At 66.8% G+C, this 22,172-nt stretch carries 17 protein-coding genes and 1 riboswitch; of the genes, 7 read left to right on the forward strand and 10 right to left on the reverse strand.

Annotated features, from left to right (window positions below):
- Positions 1-60: 60 nt before the first annotated feature.
- Positions 61-2,538, reverse strand: coding sequence for an acyl-CoA dehydrogenase (locus VG566_RS16760; RefSeq protein ID WP_049408155.1), 2,478 nt, complete (start codon positions 2,536-2,538; stop codon positions 61-63).
- The gene (locus VG566_RS16765) at positions 2,535-3,452 is read right to left on the reverse strand and encodes an alpha/beta fold hydrolase (RefSeq protein WP_014648073.1); all 918 of its coding nucleotides are present in this window, start codon (positions 3,450-3,452) and stop codon (positions 2,535-2,537) included. The genes VG566_RS16760 and VG566_RS16765 overlap by 4 nt, the downstream gene beginning before the upstream one ends.
- Positions 3,453-3,605: 153 nt before the next feature.
- On the opposite strand from VG566_RS16765, the gene VG566_RS16770 reads away from it, so the two are divergent.
- Positions 3,606-4,208 carry a TetR/AcrR family transcriptional regulator gene (locus VG566_RS16770; protein ID WP_005418411.1) on the forward strand — a complete coding sequence of 201 codons (603 nt, stop codon included), beginning with the start codon at positions 3,606-3,608 and terminating at the stop codon, positions 4,206-4,208.
- Between the two features lie 140 nt (positions 4,209-4,348).
- Here VG566_RS16770 and VG566_RS16775 read toward each other — a convergent pair whose 3' ends face one another.
- The 3 genes from VG566_RS16775 to VG566_RS16785 form a co-directional block, all read right to left on the reverse strand.
- Complete coding sequence (locus VG566_RS16775; protein WP_014648072.1) at positions 4,349-7,225, reverse strand: TonB-dependent receptor plug domain-containing protein; 2,877 nt, start codon at positions 7,223-7,225, stop codon at positions 4,349-4,351.
- A gap of 383 nt (positions 7,226-7,608) precedes the next feature.
- Positions 7,609-8,457 (reverse strand): hypothetical protein, encoded by an 849-nt coding sequence (locus tag VG566_RS16780; RefSeq protein ID WP_014648071.1) that lies wholly within the window; start codon positions 8,455-8,457, stop codon positions 7,609-7,611.
- A 116-nt stretch (positions 8,458-8,573) separates the two neighbouring features.
- Entirely contained in the window at positions 8,574-9,467 is an 894-nt protein-coding gene (locus VG566_RS16785) for an Hsp33 family molecular chaperone HslO (protein WP_014648070.1), read from the reverse strand.
- 77 nt (positions 9,468-9,544) lie between these two features.
- On the opposite strand from VG566_RS16785, the gene mtgA reads away from it, so the two are divergent.
- From mtgA to VG566_RS16800, 3 genes are all read left to right on the forward strand, one after another.
- Positions 9,545-10,294, forward strand: a complete 750-nt coding sequence (gene mtgA, locus VG566_RS16790; RefSeq protein ID WP_049441304.1) for a monofunctional biosynthetic peptidoglycan transglycosylase — start codon at positions 9,545-9,547, stop codon at positions 10,292-10,294.
- Positions 10,295-10,358: 64 nt separating this feature from the next.
- Positions 10,359-11,378, forward strand: coding sequence for a glycosyltransferase family 2 protein (locus VG566_RS16795; RefSeq protein ID WP_014648068.1), 1,020 nt, complete (start codon positions 10,359-10,361; stop codon positions 11,376-11,378).
- Positions 11,338-11,769 (forward strand): CBS domain-containing protein, encoded by a 432-nt coding sequence (locus tag VG566_RS16800; RefSeq protein WP_012511858.1) that lies wholly within the window; start codon positions 11,338-11,340, stop codon positions 11,767-11,769. The genes VG566_RS16795 and VG566_RS16800 overlap by 41 nt, the downstream gene beginning before the upstream one ends.
- A 171-nt stretch (positions 11,770-11,940) precedes the next feature.
- Here the strand turns inward: VG566_RS16800 and VG566_RS16805 are convergent, their stop codons facing one another.
- The 4 genes from VG566_RS16805 to VG566_RS16820 all read right to left on the reverse strand — a co-directional run bounded on the left by VG566_RS16805 (position 11,941) and on the right by VG566_RS16820 (position 17,352).
- Positions 11,941-13,914: an AsmA family protein gene (locus VG566_RS16805; protein WP_241884291.1), complete on the reverse strand. Its 1,974-nt coding sequence runs from the start codon at positions 13,912-13,914 to the stop codon at positions 11,941-11,943.
- Between the two features lie 83 nt (positions 13,915-13,997).
- The gene (gene trhA / locus VG566_RS16810; RefSeq protein ID WP_005410682.1) at positions 13,998-14,636 is read right to left on the reverse strand and encodes a PAQR family membrane homeostasis protein TrhA; all 639 of its coding nucleotides are present in this window, start codon (positions 14,634-14,636) and stop codon (positions 13,998-14,000) included.
- A gap of 160 nt (positions 14,637-14,796) precedes the next feature.
- The gene (locus VG566_RS16815; protein WP_014648065.1) at positions 14,797-16,401 is read right to left on the reverse strand and encodes a peptide chain release factor 3; all 1,605 of its coding nucleotides are present in this window, start codon (positions 16,399-16,401) and stop codon (positions 14,797-14,799) included.
- Positions 16,402-16,467: 66 nt separating this feature from the next.
- Complete coding sequence (locus VG566_RS16820) at positions 16,468-17,352, reverse strand: M23 family metallopeptidase (RefSeq protein ID WP_046432023.1); 885 nt, start codon at positions 17,350-17,352, stop codon at positions 16,468-16,470.
- 148 nt (positions 17,353-17,500) lie between these two features.
- Positions 17,501-17,619: riboswitch (SAM riboswitch) on the forward strand.
- Positions 17,620-17,696: 77 nt separating this feature from the next.
- Between VG566_RS16820 and metX the strand changes: the two genes are divergently transcribed.
- Genes metX through VG566_RS16835 form a run of 3 tightly spaced genes read left to right on the forward strand, consistent with a single transcriptional unit; the run spans position 17,697 to position 21,024 of the window.
- Positions 17,697-18,728: a homoserine O-succinyltransferase MetX gene (gene metX, locus VG566_RS16825; protein ID WP_100450473.1), complete on the forward strand. Its 1,032-nt coding sequence runs from the start codon at positions 17,697-17,699 to the stop codon at positions 18,726-18,728.
- Positions 18,725-19,960, forward strand: coding sequence for an O-succinylhomoserine (thiol)-lyase (locus VG566_RS16830; protein ID WP_046432019.1), 1,236 nt, complete (start codon positions 18,725-18,727; stop codon positions 19,958-19,960). Before metX ends, VG566_RS16830 begins: the two co-directional genes overlap by 4 nt.
- On the forward strand, positions 19,957-21,024 hold the full coding sequence (locus VG566_RS16835; RefSeq protein ID WP_014648061.1) for a homoserine dehydrogenase: 1,068 nt from the start codon (positions 19,957-19,959) through the stop codon (positions 21,022-21,024). The genes VG566_RS16830 and VG566_RS16835 overlap by 4 nt, the downstream gene beginning before the upstream one ends.
- A gap of 110 nt (positions 21,025-21,134) precedes the next feature.
- On the opposite strand, the gene VG566_RS16840 is transcribed toward VG566_RS16835, so the two are convergent.
- A complete protein-coding gene (locus tag VG566_RS16840) occupies positions 21,135-22,130 on the reverse strand; it encodes an alpha/beta fold hydrolase (protein WP_032957057.1) in 996 nt (331 codons plus the stop codon).
- Positions 22,131-22,172: the final 42 nt, after the last annotated feature.

The following is a 22,172-nucleotide window of genomic DNA, read 5'->3' on the forward strand; positions in this document are numbered from 1 at the left end:
CGGCGGATAAAGCGACGGCGGGCCGAGGCCCGCCGTCGAAGCAACGCGTGTCGCGGGCGATCAGGCTGCCTGCGAATGCGGGTCCTTGTGCTGGCGGTCGTAGTAGCTGGCCGCGCGCAGTTCGTGGGTGTCGAAGTCGTCCACGGTGATGGTGTCCAGGGTCAGCGTGCGCAGCTCTTCCAGCAGGCTGCGCTCATCCTGGGTGATCACGCCCTCGGCCACGGCTTCGTCCAGCTGCGCCTTGAAGTCCAGCGCCTCGATGCCCTTGCTCTTCAGCGCCTTCAGGAACTTGCGCTCCACCGGCTCGGCCATGATCGCCTTGCTCAGGTAGCTGTTGATACGGCCGCCCGGGTTGTTCTCGCACGGGGTCAGGAACACGCCACTGGCCAGACGGTCGCGGGCTTCATTCGGCGCCATCAGCAGGGCGGCGACACGACGGCTCAGGCGATCGCCCGGAGCCTCGGCACGACGGCCCAGCGGGAAGATCAGTGCCCACATCAGCCAGCCGATCGGACGGATCGGGAAGTTGCGCAGTGCGGCCGACAGCGACTCTTCGATCTTGTGCACGCTGTCATGGAAGGCCCAGGCCAGCAGCGGCTGGTCGGCCTGCGGTGCGCCTTCGTCGTGGTAGCGCTTGAGCATGGCGCTGGTCATGTAGACGTGGCTCAGCACATCGCCCAGGCGGCCGGACAGCGATTCCTTGAACTTCAGCTTGCCGCCGAGGGTCATCATCGAGATGTCGGCCATCAGCGCCAGGTTGGCCGAGTAGCGGTCCAGCTTGCGGAAGTAGCGGCGGGTATAGGCGTCGCCCGGGGCGGCACCGAAGCGCGCGCCGGTCAGGCCGAACCAGAACGAACGCACGGCATTGGAGATGCCGAAGCGGATGTGGCCGAACAGGCTGCGGTCGAAGTCCTGCAGGCCGGCGCGGGTATCCGGATCCTGCGCGGCCTTCATTTCCTTCAGCACCCACGGGTGGCAGAGGATCGCACCCTGGCCGAAGATCAGCAGGCTGCGGGTCATGATGTTGGCGCCTTCCACGGTGATCGCGATCGGCGCGGCCTGCCAGCTGCGGCCAGCGAAGTTGCGCGGCCCCAGGATGATGCCCTTGCCGCCGATCACGTCCATCATGTCCGAGATCACTTCGCGGCTCATGGTGGTGCAGTGGTACTTGGCGATCGCCGACGGCACCGACGGCACGTCGCCACGGTCAACCGCGGCGGCGGTGGCCTGCGACAGCGCACTGATCTTGTACGCCTTGCCGCCGATGCGGGCCAGCGCTTCTTCCACGCCCTCGAAGCGGCCGACCGACAGGCCGAACTGCTTGCGGATGCGCGCATAGGCGCCGGTCACCGCGGCACCGGCCTTGGCACCACCACTGGCGGTGGACGGCAAGGTGATCGAGCGGCCCACGGCCAGGCACTCGTTGAGCATGTTCCAGCCCTTGCCGGCCATGGCCGCGCCACCGATCAGCTGGGTCAGCGGAATGAACACGTCCTTGCCGCGGATGGGGCCGTTCTGGAACGTCGAGTTCAGCGGGAAGTGGCGACGGCCGATTTCAACGCCGGCGGTGTCGCGCGGCAGCAGGCCCAGGGTGATGCCGATGTCGCGGGTATCGCCGATCAGGCCATCCGGGTCGTACATGCGGAACGCCAGGCCGATCAGCGAAGCGACAGGGGCCAGGGTGATGTAGCGCTTGTCGAAGGTGAGCTTGACGCCGAGCACCTGCTCGCCGTTCCACTCGCCCTTGCAGACGATGCCGTAGTCCGGGATCGAGGTGGCGTCGGAGCCGGCGAACGGACCGGTCAGGCCGAAGCAGGGCACTTCGCGGCCATCGGCCAGGCGCGGCAGGTACTGGTCCTTCTGTTCCTGGGTGCCGTAATGCACCAGCAGTTCACCCGGGCCCAGCGAGTTGGGCACGCCGACGGTGGAGCTGACCACCGAAGACACCGACGCCAGCTTCTGGATCACCTTGTGGTGGGCCAGTGCGGAGAAGCCCAGGCCGCCATATTCCTTCGGGATGATCATGCCGAAGAACTTGTTCTTCTTGATGAAGGCCCACAGTTCCGGCGGCAGGTCCGCATGGACGTGGGTGATTTCCCAGTCGTTGACCATCGCGCACAGCTCTTCCACCGGGCCATCGAGGAAGGCCTGTTCCTCGGCGGTCAGCTGCGGCTTGGGATAGTTGAGCAGGATGTTCCAGTCCGGATCACCGGTGAACAGTTCGCCCTCGAAACCGACCGAACCGGTTTCCAGTGCGATGCGCTCGGTCTGCGACAGCGGCGGCAGCACCTTGCGGAACACCTTCATCATCGGACCGGTCAGCAGCGGCTTGCGGATGAACGGCAGCAGCAGCGGCACGGCGATGACGGCCAACACGGCGGCCGCGACGATCGTGGCGGTCTGGTTGACGTAGGGAATGAACCAGCAGGCAGCCAGCAGGGCCACGCTGATCAGCGTCCAGGTAACCAGCCGCATGCGGTGGTAGGCGACGAACGCGCCTGCCAGCAGCAGGGCGAGGAAGGGAAGAACGATGCTCATGAGCGTGCTCCGGTGACGTGCTCGTTTGTGGCGGACGAAGCCGCAGCGTCCGCTGCGGGCAACACGTCCAGATAGTCCAACACAGTAGCGGTAAAGGCGTCGTTGTCATCGCCGGCGACCATATGGGTGGCCTGCGGCAGCTGCACATGGCGCGCATGCGGCGCCAACGCCAGGAACTCGGCCACGGTCTGCGGCGTGACCAGGTCGCTGCGTCCGCCGCTGACCAGCAGCAGCGGGCACTTCACCTGGCGCGCGGCCTCGGCCAGTGCGTCCTGGTGCTGTTCGCTGTCGCGGGCCAGTTCGGCCACCAGGCGCGGATCCCAGTGCCAGCGCCAGCGGCCGCGGCCGTCCTCGCGCAGCAGCGCACGCAGCGACTGCTCGGATTTGCGCGGACGGTGCGGCATGTACGCCGAGATCACGTCGGCGGCCTGGGCCAGCGAAGCGAAGCCGTCGGGATGGGCGGTCATGAAGGCGAGGATGCGCTCGACGCCGGCGGTATCCCAGCGCGGGGTGATGTCGACCAGCACCATCGCCGAGAACAGGCCGGGCCAGCGCGACTCGGCCAGCAGGCCGAACAGCCCGCCCATCGATGCGGCAACCAGTACCGGCGGGCGCGGCTGCTCGCCGGCCAGCACGATCAGGTCATCGGCGAACTGTTCGCCGTGATAGGGCAGGTTGGCGGCATTCCAGTCCGAATCGCCGTGGCCGCGGGCGTCGTAGGCCAGCGTCTGCAGGCCGGCGGCATTCAGTGCGCGGGCAGTGGCATTCCAGGCGTGGCGGGTCTGGCCGAAGCCATGCGCGAACAGCACCCGGCCGCGCCGGCCATGGTCGCTGGCGGTGGCGGCCAGGCGAGCGCCATGGGCGGCGTCCAGGCGCAGGTCATGGAACGCAGCGGGAGGTGGGGACGTAACCATACTTGCTAGTATGGATCGGTTCGGGGGGAAGTCAATACTGCACGGTATGGTGCGCTGCGGAAGTCCCCTGAATGGACCTCGCCTGGGAGGCTGCGACGGTTTCGACCGCAACCGCGTACTGCAACGAACCCCGGCGTATGGTTAAATCAGCCCATGAATCAACCTGACGCTTCCGCCGGCGAACCGCGCGCCGGCCGCAACAGCCGCCTGAGTGCCGAAGACTGGGCCCAGGCGGCCCTCGATCTGATTGCTGAACAAGGTGTCGGCGCCGTCGCGGTGGAACCGCTGGCACGGCGGCTCGGCGTCACCAAGGGCAGTTTCTACTGGCATTTCCCTTCGCGCGATGCATTGCTGCAAGCGGCGCTGGAGCGCTGGGAACTGTTCGAACAGGAACAGGTGTTCGGCAGCCTGGAAGACGTGCCGGATCCGCGCGTGCGCCTGCGCCAGCTGTTCCAGATGGTGGCGCATGAAGTGCAGCCGCACATCATCTACAGCGAGCTGCTGAAGGCACTGGATCATCCGATGGTGCGGCCGGTGATCGACCGCGTCTCGCAGCGCCGCCTCGATTATCTGGTCGCGTCGTTCCGCCAGGCCGGCCTCAGCTCGACCGATGCACGCCATCGCGCGCGCCTGGCCTATGCCGCCTATGTCGGCTTCCTGCAGTTGTCGCTGCAGCTGCAGCAGCCCAAGCAGGCACGCGAGGATTTCGAAGCGTACGTCGAGCATCTGATCGAGACGCTGATTCCGAACGGATGAGCGCCCGGGAATGATGTCGAAGGAAGGCCGCGGCGACACCGCGGCCTTTTTTGTTGTGTGCTGGCCAGCTGTTTCCATGCGCCACAAAGAACAACGGCCCCTTGCGGGGCCGTTGCTGCATCAGCTGATCAGAGTGCCGATCAGAACTTCTGCTTGTACTGCATGTACATGAAGCGACCGATGTCGTAGCCACCGTAGTAGGAGAACTGCGAGTTCGGTGCCGAGTACATCTGCGGGCCGTAGTGGTCGAACACGTTACGTGCGCCGACGGCGATGGTCGCATTCCACGGTGCGTTCCAGGAAACCTGGACGTCGTGGAACATGGTCGAACCACGCTTGTTCATCGGCTGGTCGCGCACCGGATCCGGCGAACCGAAGTCCGGCAGGCTGCACTCGTCGCTGTAGTAGCAACGCTCCTTGACGCTGGAGAAGTAACGGGTGCCCCAGGTCACGCCCCAGTCGCCACGCTCCCAGCCCAGCACCAGGTTCGAACGCAGGCGGAAGTTGCTGCCGAAGCCGTTGAGGATCGACACCGGCACCTGCTGCGCATTGGTGGTCTTCAGCACGTTCTTGGTGACGTAGCTGTTCTGCAGGTTGGCGTTGAAGGTACCCCAGCTGTCGGTCTCGAAGCGGTACGCCACGTCGAAGTCGAAGCCTTCGGTTTCCTGGTAACCGGCGTTACGCGGTGCGTAGGTCAGGTTGATCACGTTGTGACGGTTCGGATCACGGGTGAACGAGTTGCAGCGCTCGGCGATGCCAAGCACGTAGCAGTCGTTCAGCTGGTCATCCGGGCTGTCGGTGACGATCGTGTTGGTGATCTTGATGTTCCACCAGTCCAGGCTCATGTTCAGGCCCTGGGCGAAGGTCGGGCTCCACACCAGGCCAACGGTCTTGGACTTGGACTTTTCCGGAGTCAGGTTCGGGTTGGAGACGGCGTTGAACGGGTCCGGCGTCTGCTCATCCGGACCGCTGGCCGGCACGTAGCCCTGGCGCAGCTGGCGGAAGGTGCTGGCGGTCGGGCCGATGGCCGCGGCGCAACGGGCAGCGACGCCCGGCTGGCCGGTCGAACCGAAGTCGGTATCGCACGGATCGGTGAAGTATGCGAAGGTCTGCGAGCTGCCACCGTACAGATTGTCGATGGTCGGCGCACGGAAGCCTTCGGCGTAGGTCGCACGCACCAGCAGCTGGTCGATCGGCTTCCACTTCAGGCCGAACTTGTTGTTGGTGGTGTTGCCGAAGGTGCTGTACTTCGAGTAGCGCGTCGCGGCGTTGAAGCTCAGTTCCTTGGCACCCGGCAGGTCGGCCAGGATCGGAACATTCAGCTCCAGATAGACTTCGTTGACGTCGTAACCACCACCGGTCGGGCCGGCGGCCAGGTCGGTCGAGTAGCCGGTCTGCGACAGGGCGTCCGGATTGTACGAACCCTTGTCCTCGCGGTACTCGTAACCCAGCGCGAAGCCCAGGTCGCCGGCGGGCAGGGTGAACAGGCTGCCGGCGATGTTCGCGTAGTAGGTCTTGGTGGTGACTTCACCGGTGTTCTTGGTGGTCGGGAACAGGAACTGCTGCAGATCCGGGTTGCCGGTCAGGCCACCGTCACCGGTACGGCCGTACGGAATGGCCGGGTTCCACGGCAGGCAGCCGCCGGCGCCCGGGCCATAGATCGGGTTGGAGCCATCGACCAGGCCTGCTGCCGTGCCGCACTCGACGCGGCCGGTGGCCGGGTTGTAGAACGACGGGCCGGTGGCGGCATTGACCGCCAGCACGTTGTAGTTGCCGGTCTGGCTCTGCTGGTTTTCCGAGTTCTGGTAGATGTAGCCGGCTTCCCAGTCGAAGTACTTGTCATTGAACTGGAAGCTGCCCTGCAGGGCGCCGGTGAAGCGGAAGGTGGTCAGCTTGTTGGTCGACAGGCGCGGCACTTCCCAGCCACGGCGCATGAAGCCCATGTCCTTGCCGAAGGGGTTGTAGTAGCTGTCGGCATCCCACTTGGCACCCAGGCGCTCATACGACGCAGACTGCAACGGATAGCCTGCGACCTGGGCCTGCGACTCACGACGGGTGTACAGCAGGTCGGAGACGAAGCGGATGTTGTCGGTCAGGTCGTACTGGACGTTGGCGAACACCGAGCGACGCTTGGTCGGCGTCAGCAGGTGCATCTGCGTATTGGAGTTGCTGGTGTCACCGGTGATGCCGGCGAAGTCCTGGTCGTGGTACTGGTTGACGTCGCGGTAGTCGCCACCGCGGTTCAGCACCAGCCAGTCATCGGTATCCGGATCGATGATGGTGCCCCACTGGCTGACCGGGCTCCAGTTCTGGGCCGGGTGGAAGGTGGTGCGCGGATAACGGCTGAACCAGCGATCCTTGGCCCACACTTCCTTTTCTTCGGCGTACTCGGCGCCGATGGTGATCGAACCGCGGTCACCGGTGAAGCCGGCCACGAAGTCGTAGCTGGTCTTCTGGCCGTCGCCTTCGCCGTACTGGCCGACGTAGGCGTTGGCTTCCAGGCCCTGGAAGTTCTTGCGGGTGATGATGTTGATCACACCGGCGATCGCGTCGGAGCCGTAGATCGACGACGCGCCGTCCTTCAGGACGTCGATGCGCTCGACGATGGCCGACGGAATCTGCGACACGTCCTGCAGGCCGCTGACGCTGGCGCCGAGGCGCTTGCCGTCGACCAGCACCAGGGTGCGTTCGGCGCCGAGGTTGCGCAGGTCGATGTAGAAGCCACCGACGGCTTCACCGGAAGACAGCGGCTCGGAACGGCTGATGGCCGGGCTGCCGGCTGCGGCGATGTTCTGCAGGACGTCGGCGACCGTCTTGAAACCGCTCTTCTCGATCGAAGCGCGGCTGATGCTCAGAACGGGCTGGGCGGTTTCGGTATCGACCTGACGGATGCGCGAACCGGTGACCTCGATGCGGTCGAGGTTGGTGGCTTCCTGGGCGTGGGCCGTCGCGGTGGTGGCACCGGCGACAAGCGCGATCACAACTGCGTCACGCAGCTGGCTGGACTTGAGTTTCATTGGCTCTCTCTCTCCAAGAAATCTTGGCTGGGGTTAATGCCCGGCGGGGGAGCGAAAAAGCGCTCCCAAATCGCGAGGCTGACCCGATAGTAACGGGCGTTCGCCAAGAATTAAAGCTGTGTTAATCAAGCCTGTGATTTTGGTAAAGATGCGCTTTTCCCATGCCACTCAATAGTTTACCGGCATGGTCAAGGCGCTCTGCCTCGTTTGTTAACGCAGAATGATGAAAAAAGTTTCGATTGAAATGTATCTCACTATGTCGGTGCGCAGCGTTTCATTGCCCAGCGGCGATACCGGTTACGCAAGTGCGCGGCAGGCTTGCACATGCAAAAGGCGCCTTTCGGCGCCTTTGGGAATATCGTTGCTGAGCATGTTTACCGGGATCAGAGATCCTGTTCGTAACGCACATACGGCACGGTGCCGTCGTCGTTGCTTTCGTTGCGCGGGGAGAACGGATTCTTGCCGCGGCTGATCACATTCTCGGCGCCGACGGTGAGCTGGCCGGACCACGGGGTACGCCAGGTCAGGCCGATGCCCAGGCCTTCCCACTTGCCGGGCTTGCCCGGGACGTCGACCACGCGGCCGATGATGCTGCCGGTGAAGTTGCCGTAACCGGCGCCGATGCTCAGGCTCTTGCTGTCCCAGCGATCGACGATGGCCGGCGAGGCGTCGGCCAGCGGAACCAGGCGCGCCTTGGCGTAGGTACCGGCGATGGAGACGAAGCCTTCGCGACCGATGTTCTTCTGCGCGAACACGGTCAGATCGTTCTGCTCGGCACGCAGCGAGGGCGTCTTGTTCGGGCCCGACAACCAGGCGGGCAGGGTTTCACGGCCAGTGCCGGCGGTGATGCCCAGGCGGCTGTTGCCGCGGTTCAGCGCGGCGGTACCGCTGAAACGACGGCTGTTCAGATCATCCTCGTCGCCCAGGCTGGCCAGCATGCAATGGCTGGCCAGACCGCTGATGCTGGTGCCGCTGCTGCTGTTGCAGAGCAGGCCCAGCGAATCGCCGGAGGACAGGCCAAAGGCCGCGTCCAGCGAGTTGCGGCCGAAATGCCAGCGGGCGCCGGCCGCCTGTTCGCCGGTAGGCTCAAGGTACAGCAGCGCCTCGACCTTGCCGCTGCCCTTGTTCCAGACCGGCAGCACGGTGCGGGTGTCCTTGCTCTGCGCATGCACGCCCGTGATCGCGCCAAGGGCGATCAGCAGGGCCAGCGGTAGACGCAGGAAGGTACGCATCGGACCAGTTCAGACAGGGACAGACAACGGAAGTTCCCGTGGGGACGGGAACTCGATCCTAGGGTGTTTATGAATTCTTAACAAGCCTTGATCCTCCCCAGGTACAAGACTGCCGTTCACTGAAGTCGTTCAGGCGCCGGTACAGCCCCCTGGGCGCCGTGGAACAGTATGCCGAACTCCGTCAATGGAAAGTGATACTCGCGTCCGCAGAATTCGCAACGCACCTCGACGGCGCCAGTGTCCTCGGCGGCCGCACGGGCCTCCTCTTCCCCCAGCGACTGCAGCATGCCGGCCACCCGCTCGCGCGAGCAGGAGCAGGCGAAAGAGAGCGGCTTTTCACCCAGCAGCTCCGGCCGCTCCTCGTGGAACAGGCGGTGCAGCAGCTGCTCGGCCGGGGTCGCCAGCAGTTCGGCCTTGCCCAGGGTCTCGAACAGGGCGCTGGCGCGCGCCCAGCCATCTTCGTCGCCTTCGTCGCCCGGCAGTTTCTGCAGCAGCAGGCCGGCGGCACCGTTGCGGTCGGCCGCCAGCAGCAGGCGGGTGGGCAGCTGCTCCGACTGGCGGAAGTAGTCCTCGAAGGCCTCGTCCAGTTCCGGCGCGGTCAGCGCGACCAGGCTCTGGTAGCGCTGCGGCTCGCGCGGGTCCAGGCCGGGGTTCTCGATGGTGATGGCGAGGATGGCGTCATCGCCGAGGCTGGACAGGTCACGCGGCGCGTCGGCGCCTTCGCTGAGCTGGGCGATGCCACGCAGGGTGCCGCCCGCGGTGCATTCGGCGAACAGGGTGCGCAGGGCAGTGCTGCTGCGCAGCTGCACTGACAGGCGGCCGTCGATCTTGGTGTGGCCGGTGAACAGGGCCGAGGCGACACAGGCCTCGCCGAGCAGCTCGGCAGCGGCGTCCGGGTACACGGCGTGGGACAGGATTTCCTGCCAGGTGGCCTGCAGGTGCACATGCACGCCGCGGACGCCGGCGTCGGGGAGCAGGAAACGGATCAGGGAATCGGAGTTGGCGGTCATCGGCTCACATCGCGCGTAAACGGGGGCGGTTGCCGGATAATGCGCCGACAACCAGACAGAAGAAGGATGCACCAGTAATGGGGGCAGCGGGAGAGCAGCACAAGGTAGTGGCGGAGGTGGCCGCGCCGCGCCGGCGGCGCTGGCGCTGGAGGCGGCTGCTGTGGCTGCCGGTGCTGCTGGCTGCTTTCAGCTGCCTGCAGGTGCTGGTGCTGCGCTTCATCGACCCGCCGGTGTCCACGGTGATGCTGTGGCGCTACGGCGAGGCGCTGGGCGAGGCGGACTGGTCCTATCGGCTGCATTACCAGTGGCGCGACCTCGACCAGATGGCGCCGAGCCTGCCGATCTCGCTGGTGGCGGCCGAGGACCAGCGCTTCCCCGACCACAATGGCTTCGATCTGCAGGCCATCGAAAAGGCCCGCGACCATAACGCCAGGGGAGGGCGCCTGCGTGGCGCCAGCACGATCAGCCAGCAGGTGGCCAAGAACCTGTTCCTGTGGCAGGGCCGCAGCTGGATCCGCAAGGGCCTGGAAGTCTGGTACACGGTGCTGATCGAGGCGCTGTGGCCGAAGGAGCGCATCCTGGAGATGTACGCCAACATCGCCGAGTTCGGTGATGGTGTGTACGGTGCGCAGGCGGCAGCCCAGAAATACTGGGGCAAGGACGCGGCCCGGTTGAGCCCGGCCGAGAGTGCGCGACTGGCGGCGGTACTGCCGGCACCGCGACGCTACAACGCGGCCGCACCGGGGCCGTATGTGCAGCGGCGCGCCGCATGGATCCAGCGCCAGGCGCGCCAGCTGGGAGGCGCGTCATACTTGTCGGAGGACTGAGGCAGGCGTGGCGTGAGCGGCGGGCGACGGGTCGTGCGCCTGGCCGGCAATGTACAATCCGGGCATGACCCGCGAACGGCTCACTTTTGTCATCGCCGCCTACAACGAGGCCCTGGCATTACCGCTGCTGCATCCACGGCTGTGCGCGGTGCTGGACGGCATGCCCGACATCGACGGCCACATCCTCTATGTGGATGACGGCAGTCATGACCGCACATGGGAGGTGATCGCGGGGTTGGCCCAGGCTGATGCGCGCGTCTCGGCGCTGAAGCTGTCGCGCAACTTCGGCAAGGAGGCGGCGCTGACCGCGGGCCTGGATCTGGTGCACGAGGGGGCAGCGATGATCCTCGATGCCGACGGCCAGGACCCGCCGGAGCTGGTGCCGCAATTCGTCGCGCGCTGGCGCGAGGGCCATGACAACGTCTACGGCACGCGCATGGCCCGCGATGGCGAGTCCTGGATCAAGCGCGCCACGGCAGCGATGTTCTACCGGGTGATGGGTCGCCTGTCGCGTACGCCGATTCCGGCCGATACCGGAGATTTCCGCCTGCTGTCCCCGCGCGCGCTGAGCGCCCTGCGCGGGATGCGTGAGCGCCACCGTTTCATGAAGGGGCTTTTCAGCTGGGTAGGCTTCAAGCGGATTGCCGTGCCCTATCACCGCCACGCGCGCGTGGCCGGCACCAGCAAATTCAGCCTGTGGCGGCTGTGGAATTTCGCCCTCGAAGGCATCACCGGCTTCTCGACTGTGCCGCTGCGGGCTGCCACCTACCTGGGACTGGCAACCGCCGCAGTCGCGTTCGTGTTCGGCCTGTGGGTGATCGTGAAGGCGGCGCTGTATGGCGACCGGGTGGCGGGTTGGCCGACGATGATGGCGGTGATCCTGTTCCTGGGGGGAGTGCAGTTGATCGCGCTGGGGCTGGTGGGAGAGTACCTGGGGCGGCTGTACGAAGAGTCCAAGCAGCGGCCGTTGTACCTGGTTGACGCGTGGCTAGCATCCGCCGTGGCAGACTCGGCCCTGCAACCCACCCTCGGAGGGCAGGCAGATGACGACGGTACGGCAACTGTTGGATGGCAAGTCTCCTGAAGTACATGCGGTCGCGCCGGACGCGGCGGTGATCGATGCGATCCGGTTGATGGCGGAAAAGGGCATCGGTGCGGTACTGGTGATGGACGGGCCGCGGCTGGTCGGGATCCTGTCCGAGCGTGACTACGCGCGCAAGATCGTGCTGCGTGATCGTTCATCGCGCGATACCGCGGTGGCGGAGATCATGACGGCGCAGGTGGTGACGGTGTCGCCCGGTGAGCAGGTGGAGCATTGCCTGCAACTGGTGACCGACTACCGCATCCGCCATCTGCCGGTGGTGGAGGGCGCGCAGGTGCTGGGGGTGATCTCCATCGGTGACCTGGTGAAGTCGGTGATTGATGCGCAGCGGCGCGAGCTGGACCAGCTGCAGCAGTACATCGTGGCGGGGTGAGGTGTTCACCGGCGGGCCTGAGGCCCGCCGGCCCGCCAACAGCAAGTGCAGAAGCAGAAGCGGCGCCTTCCTGATACGTCGGAGAGGCGGAGGGCATGGGCGTGTCCTGCCTGCGTCACCCGTCCCCCTCAAGCCACCATCAATGCAGGCGCCGCGAACAACGCTGTAACCCTACTTCGCATACTGCCCACCGCAGTCGGCATCCTTGCCCGGCCCCAGTTCGATGGTTGCCAGCAATGCCGCCGGCGGGGCGATGCTGCCCAGTGCCAGGGCCACCGCGCCGCGGATGCCCAGGGCCTTGAAGTCCGGGCGGAACGACGGGTCCTTGAAAGTGCCGGCGATGTGCAGTGGCGAGCGCAGCACCAGGATGCTCTTGTCCTTCGGGCGTGGCTTCAACAGCAGGTCCAGGCTCTCGTCGCGCAGGCTGACCGTGCCTTCGCCGATGAGGATCGTGTCGGTGGTATCCACCGCCAACGCCTGGCTGGTCATCAGGCCGTCGCGCACGCCGAAGTCGGCGAAGGCGCAACGCAGGGGGATCTGCTTGTCGCCGGTCACCAGGAATTTCAGCGACTCGGCGATGTCCAGGCCGGCCAGTTCCATCACCAGGTTGCCGACATGGCCACGGCCCATCGCCAGGCCGACCTTGCCGCTGCTGCTGCCGAGCATCGCGGCGATCGAATTGCCGCGGCCACTCAGGTCCACCTCGCCGCCGATGCCGCCCTTGGCCTGTTCGGCCAGCTTGGCGTCGGGGAACAACTGGCCAAGCTGCACGCCGCGCACACTGGCCTTCAGCGCGGTACTGATCTGCGGCTGGCGCGCGTCCATGCGGATCGTGCTGCGGATGTCGCCGCCGGCGACGCCGAAGTTCAGTGGGTCCAGCCGCAGCACACCGTCATCCAGCAACAGGTGTGCATCCATGTCGTCCAATGGCAATGACGGCGCGTTGATGCGGTGGGCTTTCCAACGCACGTCGGCATCCATCGCACGCAGCTTGCCGAGGTTGTAGGGCGTGTCCGGCAACACACGCGCTCGCGCGGCGAGCCGTGCGGCCTCGGCCTTCTGCTCTGCATTGGCGGTTTCGCCGCCGCCGGTCTTCGGTGGCGCACCGACGAAGCCGGCCAGGTCATCGAAGTCCAGGCGTCTGGATTCCAGCGTGGCGGTCAGTCGCGGGCGCGCGCCTCCCACTTCGAACTGCAGGTTGCCACCGAGGTCGCTGTCGCCGACCTTGCCGGTGAACTGCTCGTAACGCCAGAGGTCGTGGTCACGCTTGAGCCGACCATTCAACGCGTAGGGCGGGGACGGCGGAATGGCGATGCCGAGCAAGGGGTAGAGGTCGGCCAGGTCCTGGCCGCTGAGCGCGAACTGCAGGTCGAACACGCGCAGCTGGAAGGGATTGGTCAATGTGCCGCTGGCGACGGCGTGGGTGGCGCCAGCGCGACCGTCGAGGTGGATGCGGAACGGGTGGCCGCTGTCGGTCAGCTCCAGCGGTGATTCAGTACCACCGCGCAGGGTGAACGGATTGCCCTGCCAGCGTCCCTTGCCCTGCACCAGCAGCGGTGGCGCCGCGTCGGCCTGTTTCGGCTGGCCGCTGCGCACGTCCACGCGGATATCGGTGCGGCCGAGCGCATCGAGGAACTGCAGGCGACCGTCATCGACGCGCAGCCGTTTGAGCTGGGGGCTGGTCCCGCCGGCGCTGTCACCGAGGAAATCCCAGTTGCCCGGTTCGCCTTTGCGCGGGGCGGTTTCCAGCAGCACGTCCGGCCGGGTCAGGCGCACTTCGGGCAGCTGCACGCTGCCGCGCAGCAGGGGCCAGACCCGCACGTCGATCTCGACGCGGTCGGCGCTGGCCATATCGGGTTGTTTCGCCCAGCTGGCATTGGCGAAGGTGACCGCATCGGCGCGGATCGTGCTGGTGCGGCCGAGGTCGACATCAAGGTTCCCGATGTGCAGCACCCGGCCGGTGCGTGCCTGCACCGCGCGCTCCACCGGCCCCTTGAACCAGTTCCAGTCCCACAACGCGATCAGTACCAGGATCGCCGCCAGCAGGAAGATCAGGATCGTGAGCCAGCGCCGGCCTCGTGGGCCGGGGCGGCGGAGGCGCCAGCGGGGCGTGCGCTTTGCGGCAGGGGAGGCGGCAGCATTCACGCTGCCATGGTTGCCCCCTCTTCGTGGACAGGGCGCGAAGCGACCATGTGCATGGTGTGCACGCGCTGCCGTCGAGCGGCCGTTTACAGCACCTGCATGGTGACCGCGACGAAGTGGCAGACGCTGCCGCCGATCACGAACAGGTGCCAGATGGCATGCGAGTACGGGATCGATTCACGGTGGTAGAAATAGGTCCCCAGCGTGTACGACAGGCCGCCGGCGAACAGCCAGGTGAGGGTGCCGCCATCGATCGAGGCCCACATCGGCTTGATCGCCACGACCACCAGCCAGCCCATGGCGATGTAGATCACCGTTGAGAGCACCTTGAAGCGGCCGGTGTAGAACAGCTTGAACACCACGCCGCCCAGCGCCAGCGCCCAGATCGCGGTGAACAGGCCCCAGCCCCATGGACCGCGCAGGCCGATCAGGGTGAACGGGGTATAGGTGCCCGCGATCAGCACATAGATCGCGCAATGGTCGAACACCTTCAACCGGCCCTTGGCGACCGGATGCTGGATGGCGTGGTACAGCGTGGAGGCGGTGTACAGCAGCAACAGCGCGATACCGAATACGATCGCGCTGGCCAGCTGCCAGCCGTCGCCGTAGATAGCCGCCAGGGTGATCAACACCGCGCTGGCTGCCAGGGCGAATACCGCGCCCAGGCCATGGGTCAGGGCGCTGGCGATTTCTTCACGGATCGAAGCAATGGACGTCGTGGACATGGCGTAGGCATTGTTCGCGGGGAGGGGGACCCGCACCCCCCTATCATCGCCGCGATGGGCGATGCGTGCACGCCTGTCACCGTATGATGGGTGAATGCCTGCCTTGCCTTGGCTGGGGTCAGAGCCCTTTCCTGCCGGAAAGGGATCCGACCCCGTGGCATCAGCCTGCCGAAACGGTATGCGCCGCTTCGCGGGTGGCCGAGAAGCGCACGTCCGGCGAGCGTTCCTGGGCCAGCTGCAGGTTGACCCGGGTCGGCGCCAGGTAGACCAGGTGCCCGGCGGCATCCAGCGCCAGGTTCAGCGCGTTCTTCTCGCGGAACTCTTCCAGCTTCTTCTCGTTGCTGCAGTGGACCCAGCGCGCAGTGGTCACGCTCACCGGCTCGAAGGTGGCTTCCACGCCGTACTCGTCCTTCAGGCGGTAGGCGGCCACGTCGAACTGCAACACGCCGACGGCACCCAGGATCAGGTCGTTGCTGGTGAGCGGGCGGAAGAACTGGGTCGCGCCTTCCTCGGACAGCTGGGCCAGGCCCTTCTGCAGCTGCTTGAGCTTGAGCGGATCGCGCAGGCGGGCGCGGCGGAACAGTTCCGGGGCGAAGTTGGGGATCCCGGTGAAGGTGACCGCTTCGCCTTCGGTGAAGGTATCGCCAATGGAGATGGTGCCGTGGTTGTGGATGCCGATCACATCGCCCGGCCAGGCTTCGGCGGCGATCTCACGGTCGCTGGCCATGAAGGTCAGCGCGTTGGCCAGCTTCATTTCCTTGCCGGTACGCACGTGGAAGGTCTTCATGCCGGCGCTGAAGCGGCCCGAGCAGACCCGCATGAAGGCCACGCGGTCGCGGTGCTGCGGGTCCATGTTGGCCTGGATCTTGAACACGAAGCCGGTCAGCTTGTTTTCTTCCGGGGCGATCTCGCGGCCGGTGGTGGAGCGCGCCTGCGGTGCGGGTGCGTGTTCGACGAAGAAGTCCAGCAGCGGCTGCACGCCGAAGTTGTTGACGCCCGAGCCGAAGAACACCGGCGTCTGCTTGCCCTCGCGGTAGGCCTGCAGGTCGAACGGGTGGCTGGCGCCCTGCACCAGTTCCAGCTCGTCGCGCAGGTCGGCCAGCATCTGTGCACCGATCTTCTCGGCCAGGCCGGGAGCATCGATGGACGGGAAAATGGTCGAGTCCTGGCGGGTGAAGTTGCGGCCCGGTTCGTACAGGTGCACTTCGCCGGTCAGCAGGTGGACCACGCCCTTCAGGCGCTGGCCCATGCCGATCGGCCAGGTGACCGGCGCGCACTGGATGCCGAGCACGGTTTCCACTTCATCCAGCAGCTCGATCGGGTCCTTGCCCTCGCGGTCGAGCTTGTTGATGAAGGTCATGATCGGGGTGTCGCGCAGGCGGCACACTTCCATCAGCTTGATGGTGCGCTCTTCCACGCCCTTGGCCACGTCGATCACCATCAGCGCCGAGTCCACCGCGGTCAGCACGCGGTAGGTGTCTTCGCCGAAGTCGGCGTGGCCGGGGGTGTCGAGCAGGTTGACGATCTTGCCTTCGTACGGGAACTGCATCACCGAGGAGGTGACGGAGATGCCGCGCTCCTTTTCCAGCGCCATCCAGTCGGAGGTGGCGTGGCGGGCAGCCTTGCGGCCCTTGACCGAACCGGCCATCTGGATCGCGCCCCCGAACAGCAGCAGCTTTTCGGTCAGCGTGGTCTTGCCGGCGTCAGGGTGGGAAATGATGGCGAAGGTGCGGCGACGCGACGCTTCGTTGGCGACTTCGGACATGGCAGTGGCGCCCGCCCGGGGCGCTTTTCAAAGAGATAAGCGCCCGATTATACCGGCCGGGGGCGGTCAGCGCCCGGTACCGCCTTCGGCCTCGCCCTGGCGGGCGAACTGCAGCTGGCCCTGCTCGGCGAAGATGCGCACCGGCACCGAGCGCAGGCCCATGCCGCGGTTGACCTGCACCACGAAGTGCAGGTGCGGCGCACTGCTGTAGCCGCTGTTGCCAGACAGGCCGATCGGCTGGCCGGCCCCTATCGCCTGGCCACGACGCACGCGCATGCCGCCGGCCTGCAGGTGGCCGTACAGCGCCATGCTGCCGTCGCTGTGCAGCACGCGGATGAAGTTGGCGCGGGCACCATCGCGTTCGCGGTCCTGGCCGTTGCCACGGAAGCCATCCTGGATCTGCATCACCGTACCCTCGCGCGCGGCCAGCACCAGGGTGCCCTCCGGCAGTGCGAAGTCGACCGCGTCGCGGTTCTCCTCGTCGTCATGGCTGAATCGTCCCTGCGGCGCCTGGTCCACGCGCAGGCGCGCCGCATCGAATGGCAGGCGGTAGGCGACATCTTCGGCCTGTGCGGCCGGGTTGCCCGGCACCGACTGCAGGCGCAGATCCAGCATGCGGCCATCGATCGGGGCGGGCAGGTGGCCGACTACCAGGCTGCTGTCGCCCTGGATCAGCGACTCGACCGGGAGGCCTTCGACCGGGTGCCCGGGTGCGGCGCGCAGCTGGATCTGCAGCGGCCCTGCCAGCCCGTTGTCGATCCGGGCCTGCCATTGCGTACCGACCGGCTGCAGGCGCAATTGGGCCATGGGGGCGGCGCCCTCGGCACTGCCTGCGCGGGTGGCCGGGGCGGAAGGGGGAGCCAGTCCCCAGCCCTGGCGCCAGTCGCCGGCGTGTGCGGTCGCGCTCGCCAGCAGAGGCAGCAGCAGGCAGGACAGGGGCAGGCGCGACATCGGCGTTTCCAGCGGAATGGACCGCCCGGACTGTACCCGATCCTGAACAGGGCGACCGGGACGGCCTTCGCATAGCCGTCCCAAGAATATTCATCGCTTTATCCGCATGAAGGGATTGACAGTGCCGGAAAGGGCTGGCATCGTGGCCCCACCATCGAGACCGGCAGAGGGACAGGCCCTTTGAAGCCGGGGCAGCCCGCAGGCGCGCAAGCGTCTGCGTAGGTGCCAAATCCTGCGGGGACCGTGGCGTCCACCGAAAGATGGTTCGAACCATGCACCACACGTGCATCTCGAACGCGGGCCCCGCGAAGGCTCGATGGCCGATTCCCCAACCGGATCCCGCCATGAGCTTCGCCGCCAGTACCGCCATTCGCCCCGAACCCTTTGTCCCCGTCAGCGTGCCGGTCGAAGACCGCGTGCATGCCGAGCGCGGTGAGTTCGCCGCGGTGCTGTCGATGCGCCACGCCGGCCCCAGCCCGGTGCGCCTGCGCTATGAGTGGGTCGGTCCGGCCAATGCACCGGTGGTGGTGCTGGCCGGCGGCATTTCCGCCCATCGCCACGTGGCGTCCAACACGCAGTTCAGCGAGAAGGGCTGGGCCGAAGACCTGGTGGGCAGCGGCCGCGCGCTGGATCCGCAGCAGCTGCGCGTGCTGGCCTTCGACTTCATCGGCGCCGACGGTGCACTGGATGTGCCGATCGATACCGCCGACCAGGCCGATGCCTTGGCGCTGCTGCTGGACCATCTCGGCATCCGCACGCTGAAGGCCTTCGTCGGCTATTCGTATGGCGCGCTGGTCGGCCAGCAGTTCGCGATCCGTCATCGTGCCCGCGTGCGCCAGCTGGTGCTGGCCAGCGGTGCGCACCGACCGCATCCGTATGCCGCCGCCTGGCGCGCATTGCAGCGCCGCGCGGTCGCGCTGGGCCAGCTGCAGTGCGGCGAAGACCATGGCCTGGCCCTGGCCCGGCAGTTCGCCATGCTCAGCTACCGCACCCCGGAAGAGTTCGGCGAGCGCTTTGATGCTGCGCCGGAGGTCATCAATGGCCGCGTGCGCGTGGCTGCCGAAGACTATCTCGACGCGGCCGGTGCGCAGTACGTCGCGCGCACGCCGGTGACCGCTTACCTGCGCCTGTCCGAATCAATCGACCTGCACCGCGTCGATCCCACCGCGATCCTGCCGCCGACCGTGGTGGTGGCCGTGGAGGGCGACCGCCTGGTGCCGCTGGCCGACCTGGTCGGCCTGGTCGAAGGGCTGGGCCCGCGCGGCAGCCTGCGCGTGCTGCGCTCGCCCTATGGCCACGATGCCTTCCTCAAAGAAACCGATCGCATCGATGCGATCCTCGCCACCGCCTTCCGCACTTCTGGAGAGTCCGCATGAGCCTGCACGCCAACGAGCCGTCCTGTAGTCGTACCACTGCCGCCGTCCGTGCCGGCATCGATCGGGACACCGCGCATGGCGCGGTCACGCCGCCGATCGTGCTGTCGTCGAACTTCAGTTTTGAAGGCTTCGGCAACAAGCGCCAGTACGATTACACGCGCAGTGGCAACCCGACCCGCGACCTGCTGGGTGAAGCGCTGGCCGAACTGGAAGGCGGCGCCGGCGGCGTCATCACCGCGACCGGCATGGGCGCGATCAACCTGGTGCTGAACGCGCTGCTGCAGCCGGGCGACACCCTGGTGGTGCCGCACGATGCCTACGGCGGCAGCTGGCGGCTGTTCAACGCGTTGGCGAAGAAGGGCCACTTCGAACTGGTCACCGCCGACCTGACCGATCCGCGAGCGCTGGCGCAGGCGCTGGCCACGCAGCCAAAGCTGGTGCTGGTGGAAACCCCGTCCAACCCGCTGCTGCGCATCACCGACCTGCGCTTCGTCATCGATGCCGCGCACAAGGCCGGTGCCCTCGTGGTGGTCGACAACACCTTCCTGTCACCGGCGCTGCAGCAGCCGCTGTCGTTTGGTGCGGACCTGGTGCTGCATTCCACCACCAAGTACATCAATGGCCACAGCGATGTGGTGGGTGGGGCGGTGGTCGCGCGCGATCCGGCGCTGCACGAGCAGCTGGTGTGGTGGGGCAACGCGCTGGGCCTGACCGGTTCGCCGTTCGATGCCTTCCTGACCCTGCGCGGCCTGCGCACGCTGGATGCGCGCCTGCGCGTGCACCAGGAAAACACGGCGTCGATCGTTGCCCTGCTGGACCAGCATCCGGCGGTCGGCGCGGTGTACTACCCGGGCCTGGCCGATCACCCGGGCCACGCCATCGCCGCGCGCCAGCAGAATGGCTTCGGCGCGATGCTGTCGTTCGAACTGGCGCACTGCGCCGGTGATGATCCGCATGCGGCGGTGCGTGCATTTGTGGACGGGCTACGCTGTTTCACCCTGGCCGAATCGCTGGGCGGCGTCGAAAGCCTGATCGCACATCCGGCCACGATGACTCATGCGGCGATGACCGCCGAAGCGCGTGCAGCCGCCGGCATCAGCGAAGGGCTGCTGCGCCTGTCGGTCGGCATCGAGGCCGAGCGTGACCTGCTGGCCGATCTCGGCGCCGCGCTGCAGCGCGCCGAAGCGGTGATCGATGCGGCCGCCCGCCGCAAACAGGTGGTGGACGCATGAGCGCACTCGCCGCTGACATTCCTGCGCTGGGGGCGGGACGCCTGGCGCTGCTCGGTACGGGCACGGTCGGTTCGGCCTTCGTACAGCGCTACCAGGCGCTGCAGGCACGCGGGTTGGAACTGCCCAGCGTGCAATGGCTGGCCAACTCGCGCACCGCGCTGGAGATCGATCGCGACCTGGCGCTGCCCTTGGAACTGGCACGTCGAGCCCCCCGCGATGGCCACAGTTCGCCACCATGGGCGAGCGCCGAAGGGCTGGAGCGTGGCGACGTGGTGGTCGATGCCACGGCCAGTGAAGACGTGGCCGCCCGTCACGTGCAATGGCTGGCGCGCGGCGTGCATGTGGTGACCGCCAACAAGCTGGGCCGGGGCGCGCAGCTCGCCCGCGCGCAGGCCATTGCCGAAAGCTGTGCCGACAGTGGCGCGCGTTATGGCGACAGTGCCACCGTTGGTGCCGGGCTGCCGCTGTTGAGCAGCCTGCGCGCGCTGGTGGCCGGTGGCGATCACATCCATGCCATCGAGGGCGTGCTGTCCGGCTCGCTGGCGTGGCTGTTCCATCGCTATGACGGCCAGTCGCCGTTCTCGGCGGCGGTGCGCGAGGCGCTGGCGGCCGGTTATACCGAGCCAGACCCACGCCTGGACCTGTCCGGCGAGGACGTGCGCCGCAAGCTGCTGATCCTGGCGCGCAGCAGCGGGCTGGCGCTGGATGCGTCGCAGGTACAGGTGGATTCACTGGTGCCTGAAGCGCTGGCAGCGTTGCCGCTGGAGGATGCCGTGGCTGCCTTGGAGCAGCTGGATGCGCCGCTGCAGGCGCGTTGGCAGCAGGCACGTGACAACGGCCGCGTGCTGCGTTTCGTTGGCCGTGTTGACAGCGAAGGTGCGCAGGTGGGCCTGCGCGAACTGCCGGCCGATCATCCGCTGGCGCAGGGTGCCGGCACCGACAACCGCGTGGCCATCCACAGCGATCGCTACCGCCACCAACCCTTGTTGATCCAGGGACCGGGTGCCGGCGCGGAAGTCACTGCGGCTGCGTTGCTGGATGACGTGCTGCGGATCGTGGGTTGATCGCATTGTTCCTGTAGCGCCGAGCCCACGCTCGGCTGCTCCTGACAGAACCCCGGTCCTGCCGCATGAGCCGAGCGTGGGCTCGGCTCTACAGAGGGCACGCCTGCCGGTCAGCGGGACTTCAGGGCCTTCAACAACGCGCTGTTGAACTGCTTGGGGTCCTGCACCTGCGGCGAATGGCCCAGTTCGGCGAACTCGACCAGCGTCGCGCCGGGAATCGCTGCGGCCGCTGCTTTGCCCAGCACCGGATAATTGCCCAGCGTCGCCTTCACCGCAGGCGGCGCCAGGTCGCGCCCGATCGCGGTGCGGTCCTTCTGGCCGATGAACAGCGTGGTCGGCACCTGCAGGTGCTTCAGTTCGTAGACCACCGGCTGGTTGAACACCATGTCCGAGGCCAGCGCCTGGCTCCATGCAACGGCCTGCTTGCCCGGGCCTTCGTACATGCCCGACTGCATCCGCGCCCACGGTTCGTAGGCCGGTTTCCATTTGCCGTCGTAGTACACCTCCAGCTGGTAGCGGCGGATGCTGTCATAGCTGATGTTCATTTCGCCGGCGTACCACGCGTCGACGCTGCGCCAGGGGACGCCCAGCGCCTTCCAGTCTTCCAGCCCGATCGGATTGACCAGCGACAGGCTGCGCAGGTCCTGCGGGAACATCAGCGCGTAGCGCACCGCCAGCATGCCGCCCATCGAATGACCGACCAGGTGCACCGGGACGTCACCCAGCTGCAGCTGTTGCAGCAGGGCATGGGTGTTGGCGGCCAGCTGCGCGAACGAATACTGGTAACGCTCGGGCTTGCTGGATTTGCAGAAGCCCACCTGGTCCGGGGCGATCACCCGATAGCCGGCGGCGACCAGTGGCTTGATCGATTCCTTCCAGGTGGCGGCACAGAAGTTCTTGCCGTGCAGCAGCACCACCACGCCGATGGGTGCCTTCTTCGGCGCGATGTCCAGGTAGGCCATTTCCAGCGGCTGCCGCTGCGATTCCAGCGCGAAGGTCTTCACCGGATAGCCGTAGTCGAAACCCTCCAGCCGAGGCCCGTAGGTGGGGGCGGCCAGGGCGGCCAGCGGAAGGCAGGCAAGCAGGGCGGCAGCGATCACGCGCATGGGGCAATCCGGGGTGGGGAAGCCCCGAGCCTAACCGGAACG

The sequence above is a fragment of the Stenotrophomonas sp. CASM114 genome (genome assembly GCF_049384325.1).
In the GTDB taxonomy this organism is placed as follows: domain Bacteria; phylum Pseudomonadota; class Gammaproteobacteria; order Xanthomonadales; family Xanthomonadaceae; genus Stenotrophomonas; species Stenotrophomonas muris.

Bases quoted from the DNA above. Each gene is read 5' to 3' on its own strand.
- VG566_RS16780 (WP_014648071.1), bottom strand. From the start codon at position 8,457: ATGCGTACCTTCCTGCGTCTACCGCTGGCCCTGCTGATCGCCCTTGGC.
- VG566_RS16835 (WP_014648061.1), top strand. From the start codon at position 19,957: ATGAGCGCACTCGCCGCTGACATTCCTGCGCTGGGGGCGGGACGCCTG.
- metX (WP_100450473.1), top strand. From the start codon at position 17,697: ATGAGCTTCGCCGCCAGTACCGCCATTCGCCCCGAACCCTTTGTCCCC.
- VG566_RS16820 (WP_046432023.1), bottom strand. From the start codon at position 17,352: ATGTCGCGCCTGCCCCTGTCCTGCCTGCTGCTGCCTCTGCTGGCGAGC.
- VG566_RS16815 (WP_014648065.1), bottom strand. From the start codon at position 16,401: ATGTCCGAAGTCGCCAACGAAGCGTCGCGTCGCCGCACCTTCGCCATC.
- trhA (WP_005410682.1), bottom strand. From the start codon at position 14,636: ATGTCCACGACGTCCATTGCTTCGATCCGTGAAGAAATCGCCAGCGCC.
- VG566_RS16840 (WP_032957057.1), bottom strand. From the start codon at position 22,130: ATGCGCGTGATCGCTGCCGCCCTGCTTGCCTGCCTTCCGCTGGCCGCC.
- VG566_RS16770 (WP_005418411.1), top strand. From the start codon at position 3,606: ATGAATCAACCTGACGCTTCCGCCGGCGAACCGCGCGCCGGCCGCAAC.
- VG566_RS16760 (WP_049408155.1), bottom strand. From the start codon at position 2,538: ATGAGCATCGTTCTTCCCTTCCTCGCCCTGCTGCTGGCAGGCGCGTTC.
- VG566_RS16785 (WP_014648070.1), bottom strand. From the start codon at position 9,467: ATGACCGCCAACTCCGATTCCCTGATCCGTTTCCTGCTCCCCGACGCC.
- VG566_RS16830 (WP_046432019.1), top strand. From the start codon at position 18,725: ATGAGCCTGCACGCCAACGAGCCGTCCTGTAGTCGTACCACTGCCGCC.
- VG566_RS16800 (WP_012511858.1), top strand. From the start codon at position 11,338: ATGACGACGGTACGGCAACTGTTGGATGGCAAGTCTCCTGAAGTACAT.
- VG566_RS16765 (WP_014648073.1), bottom strand. From the start codon at position 3,452: ATGGTTACGTCCCCACCTCCCGCTGCGTTCCATGACCTGCGCCTGGAC.
- VG566_RS16775 (WP_014648072.1), bottom strand. From the start codon at position 7,225: ATGAAACTCAAGTCCAGCCAGCTGCGTGACGCAGTTGTGATCGCGCTT.
- mtgA (WP_049441304.1), top strand. From the start codon at position 9,545: ATGGGGGCAGCGGGAGAGCAGCACAAGGTAGTGGCGGAGGTGGCCGCG.
- VG566_RS16795 (WP_014648068.1), top strand. From the start codon at position 10,359: ATGACCCGCGAACGGCTCACTTTTGTCATCGCCGCCTACAACGAGGCC.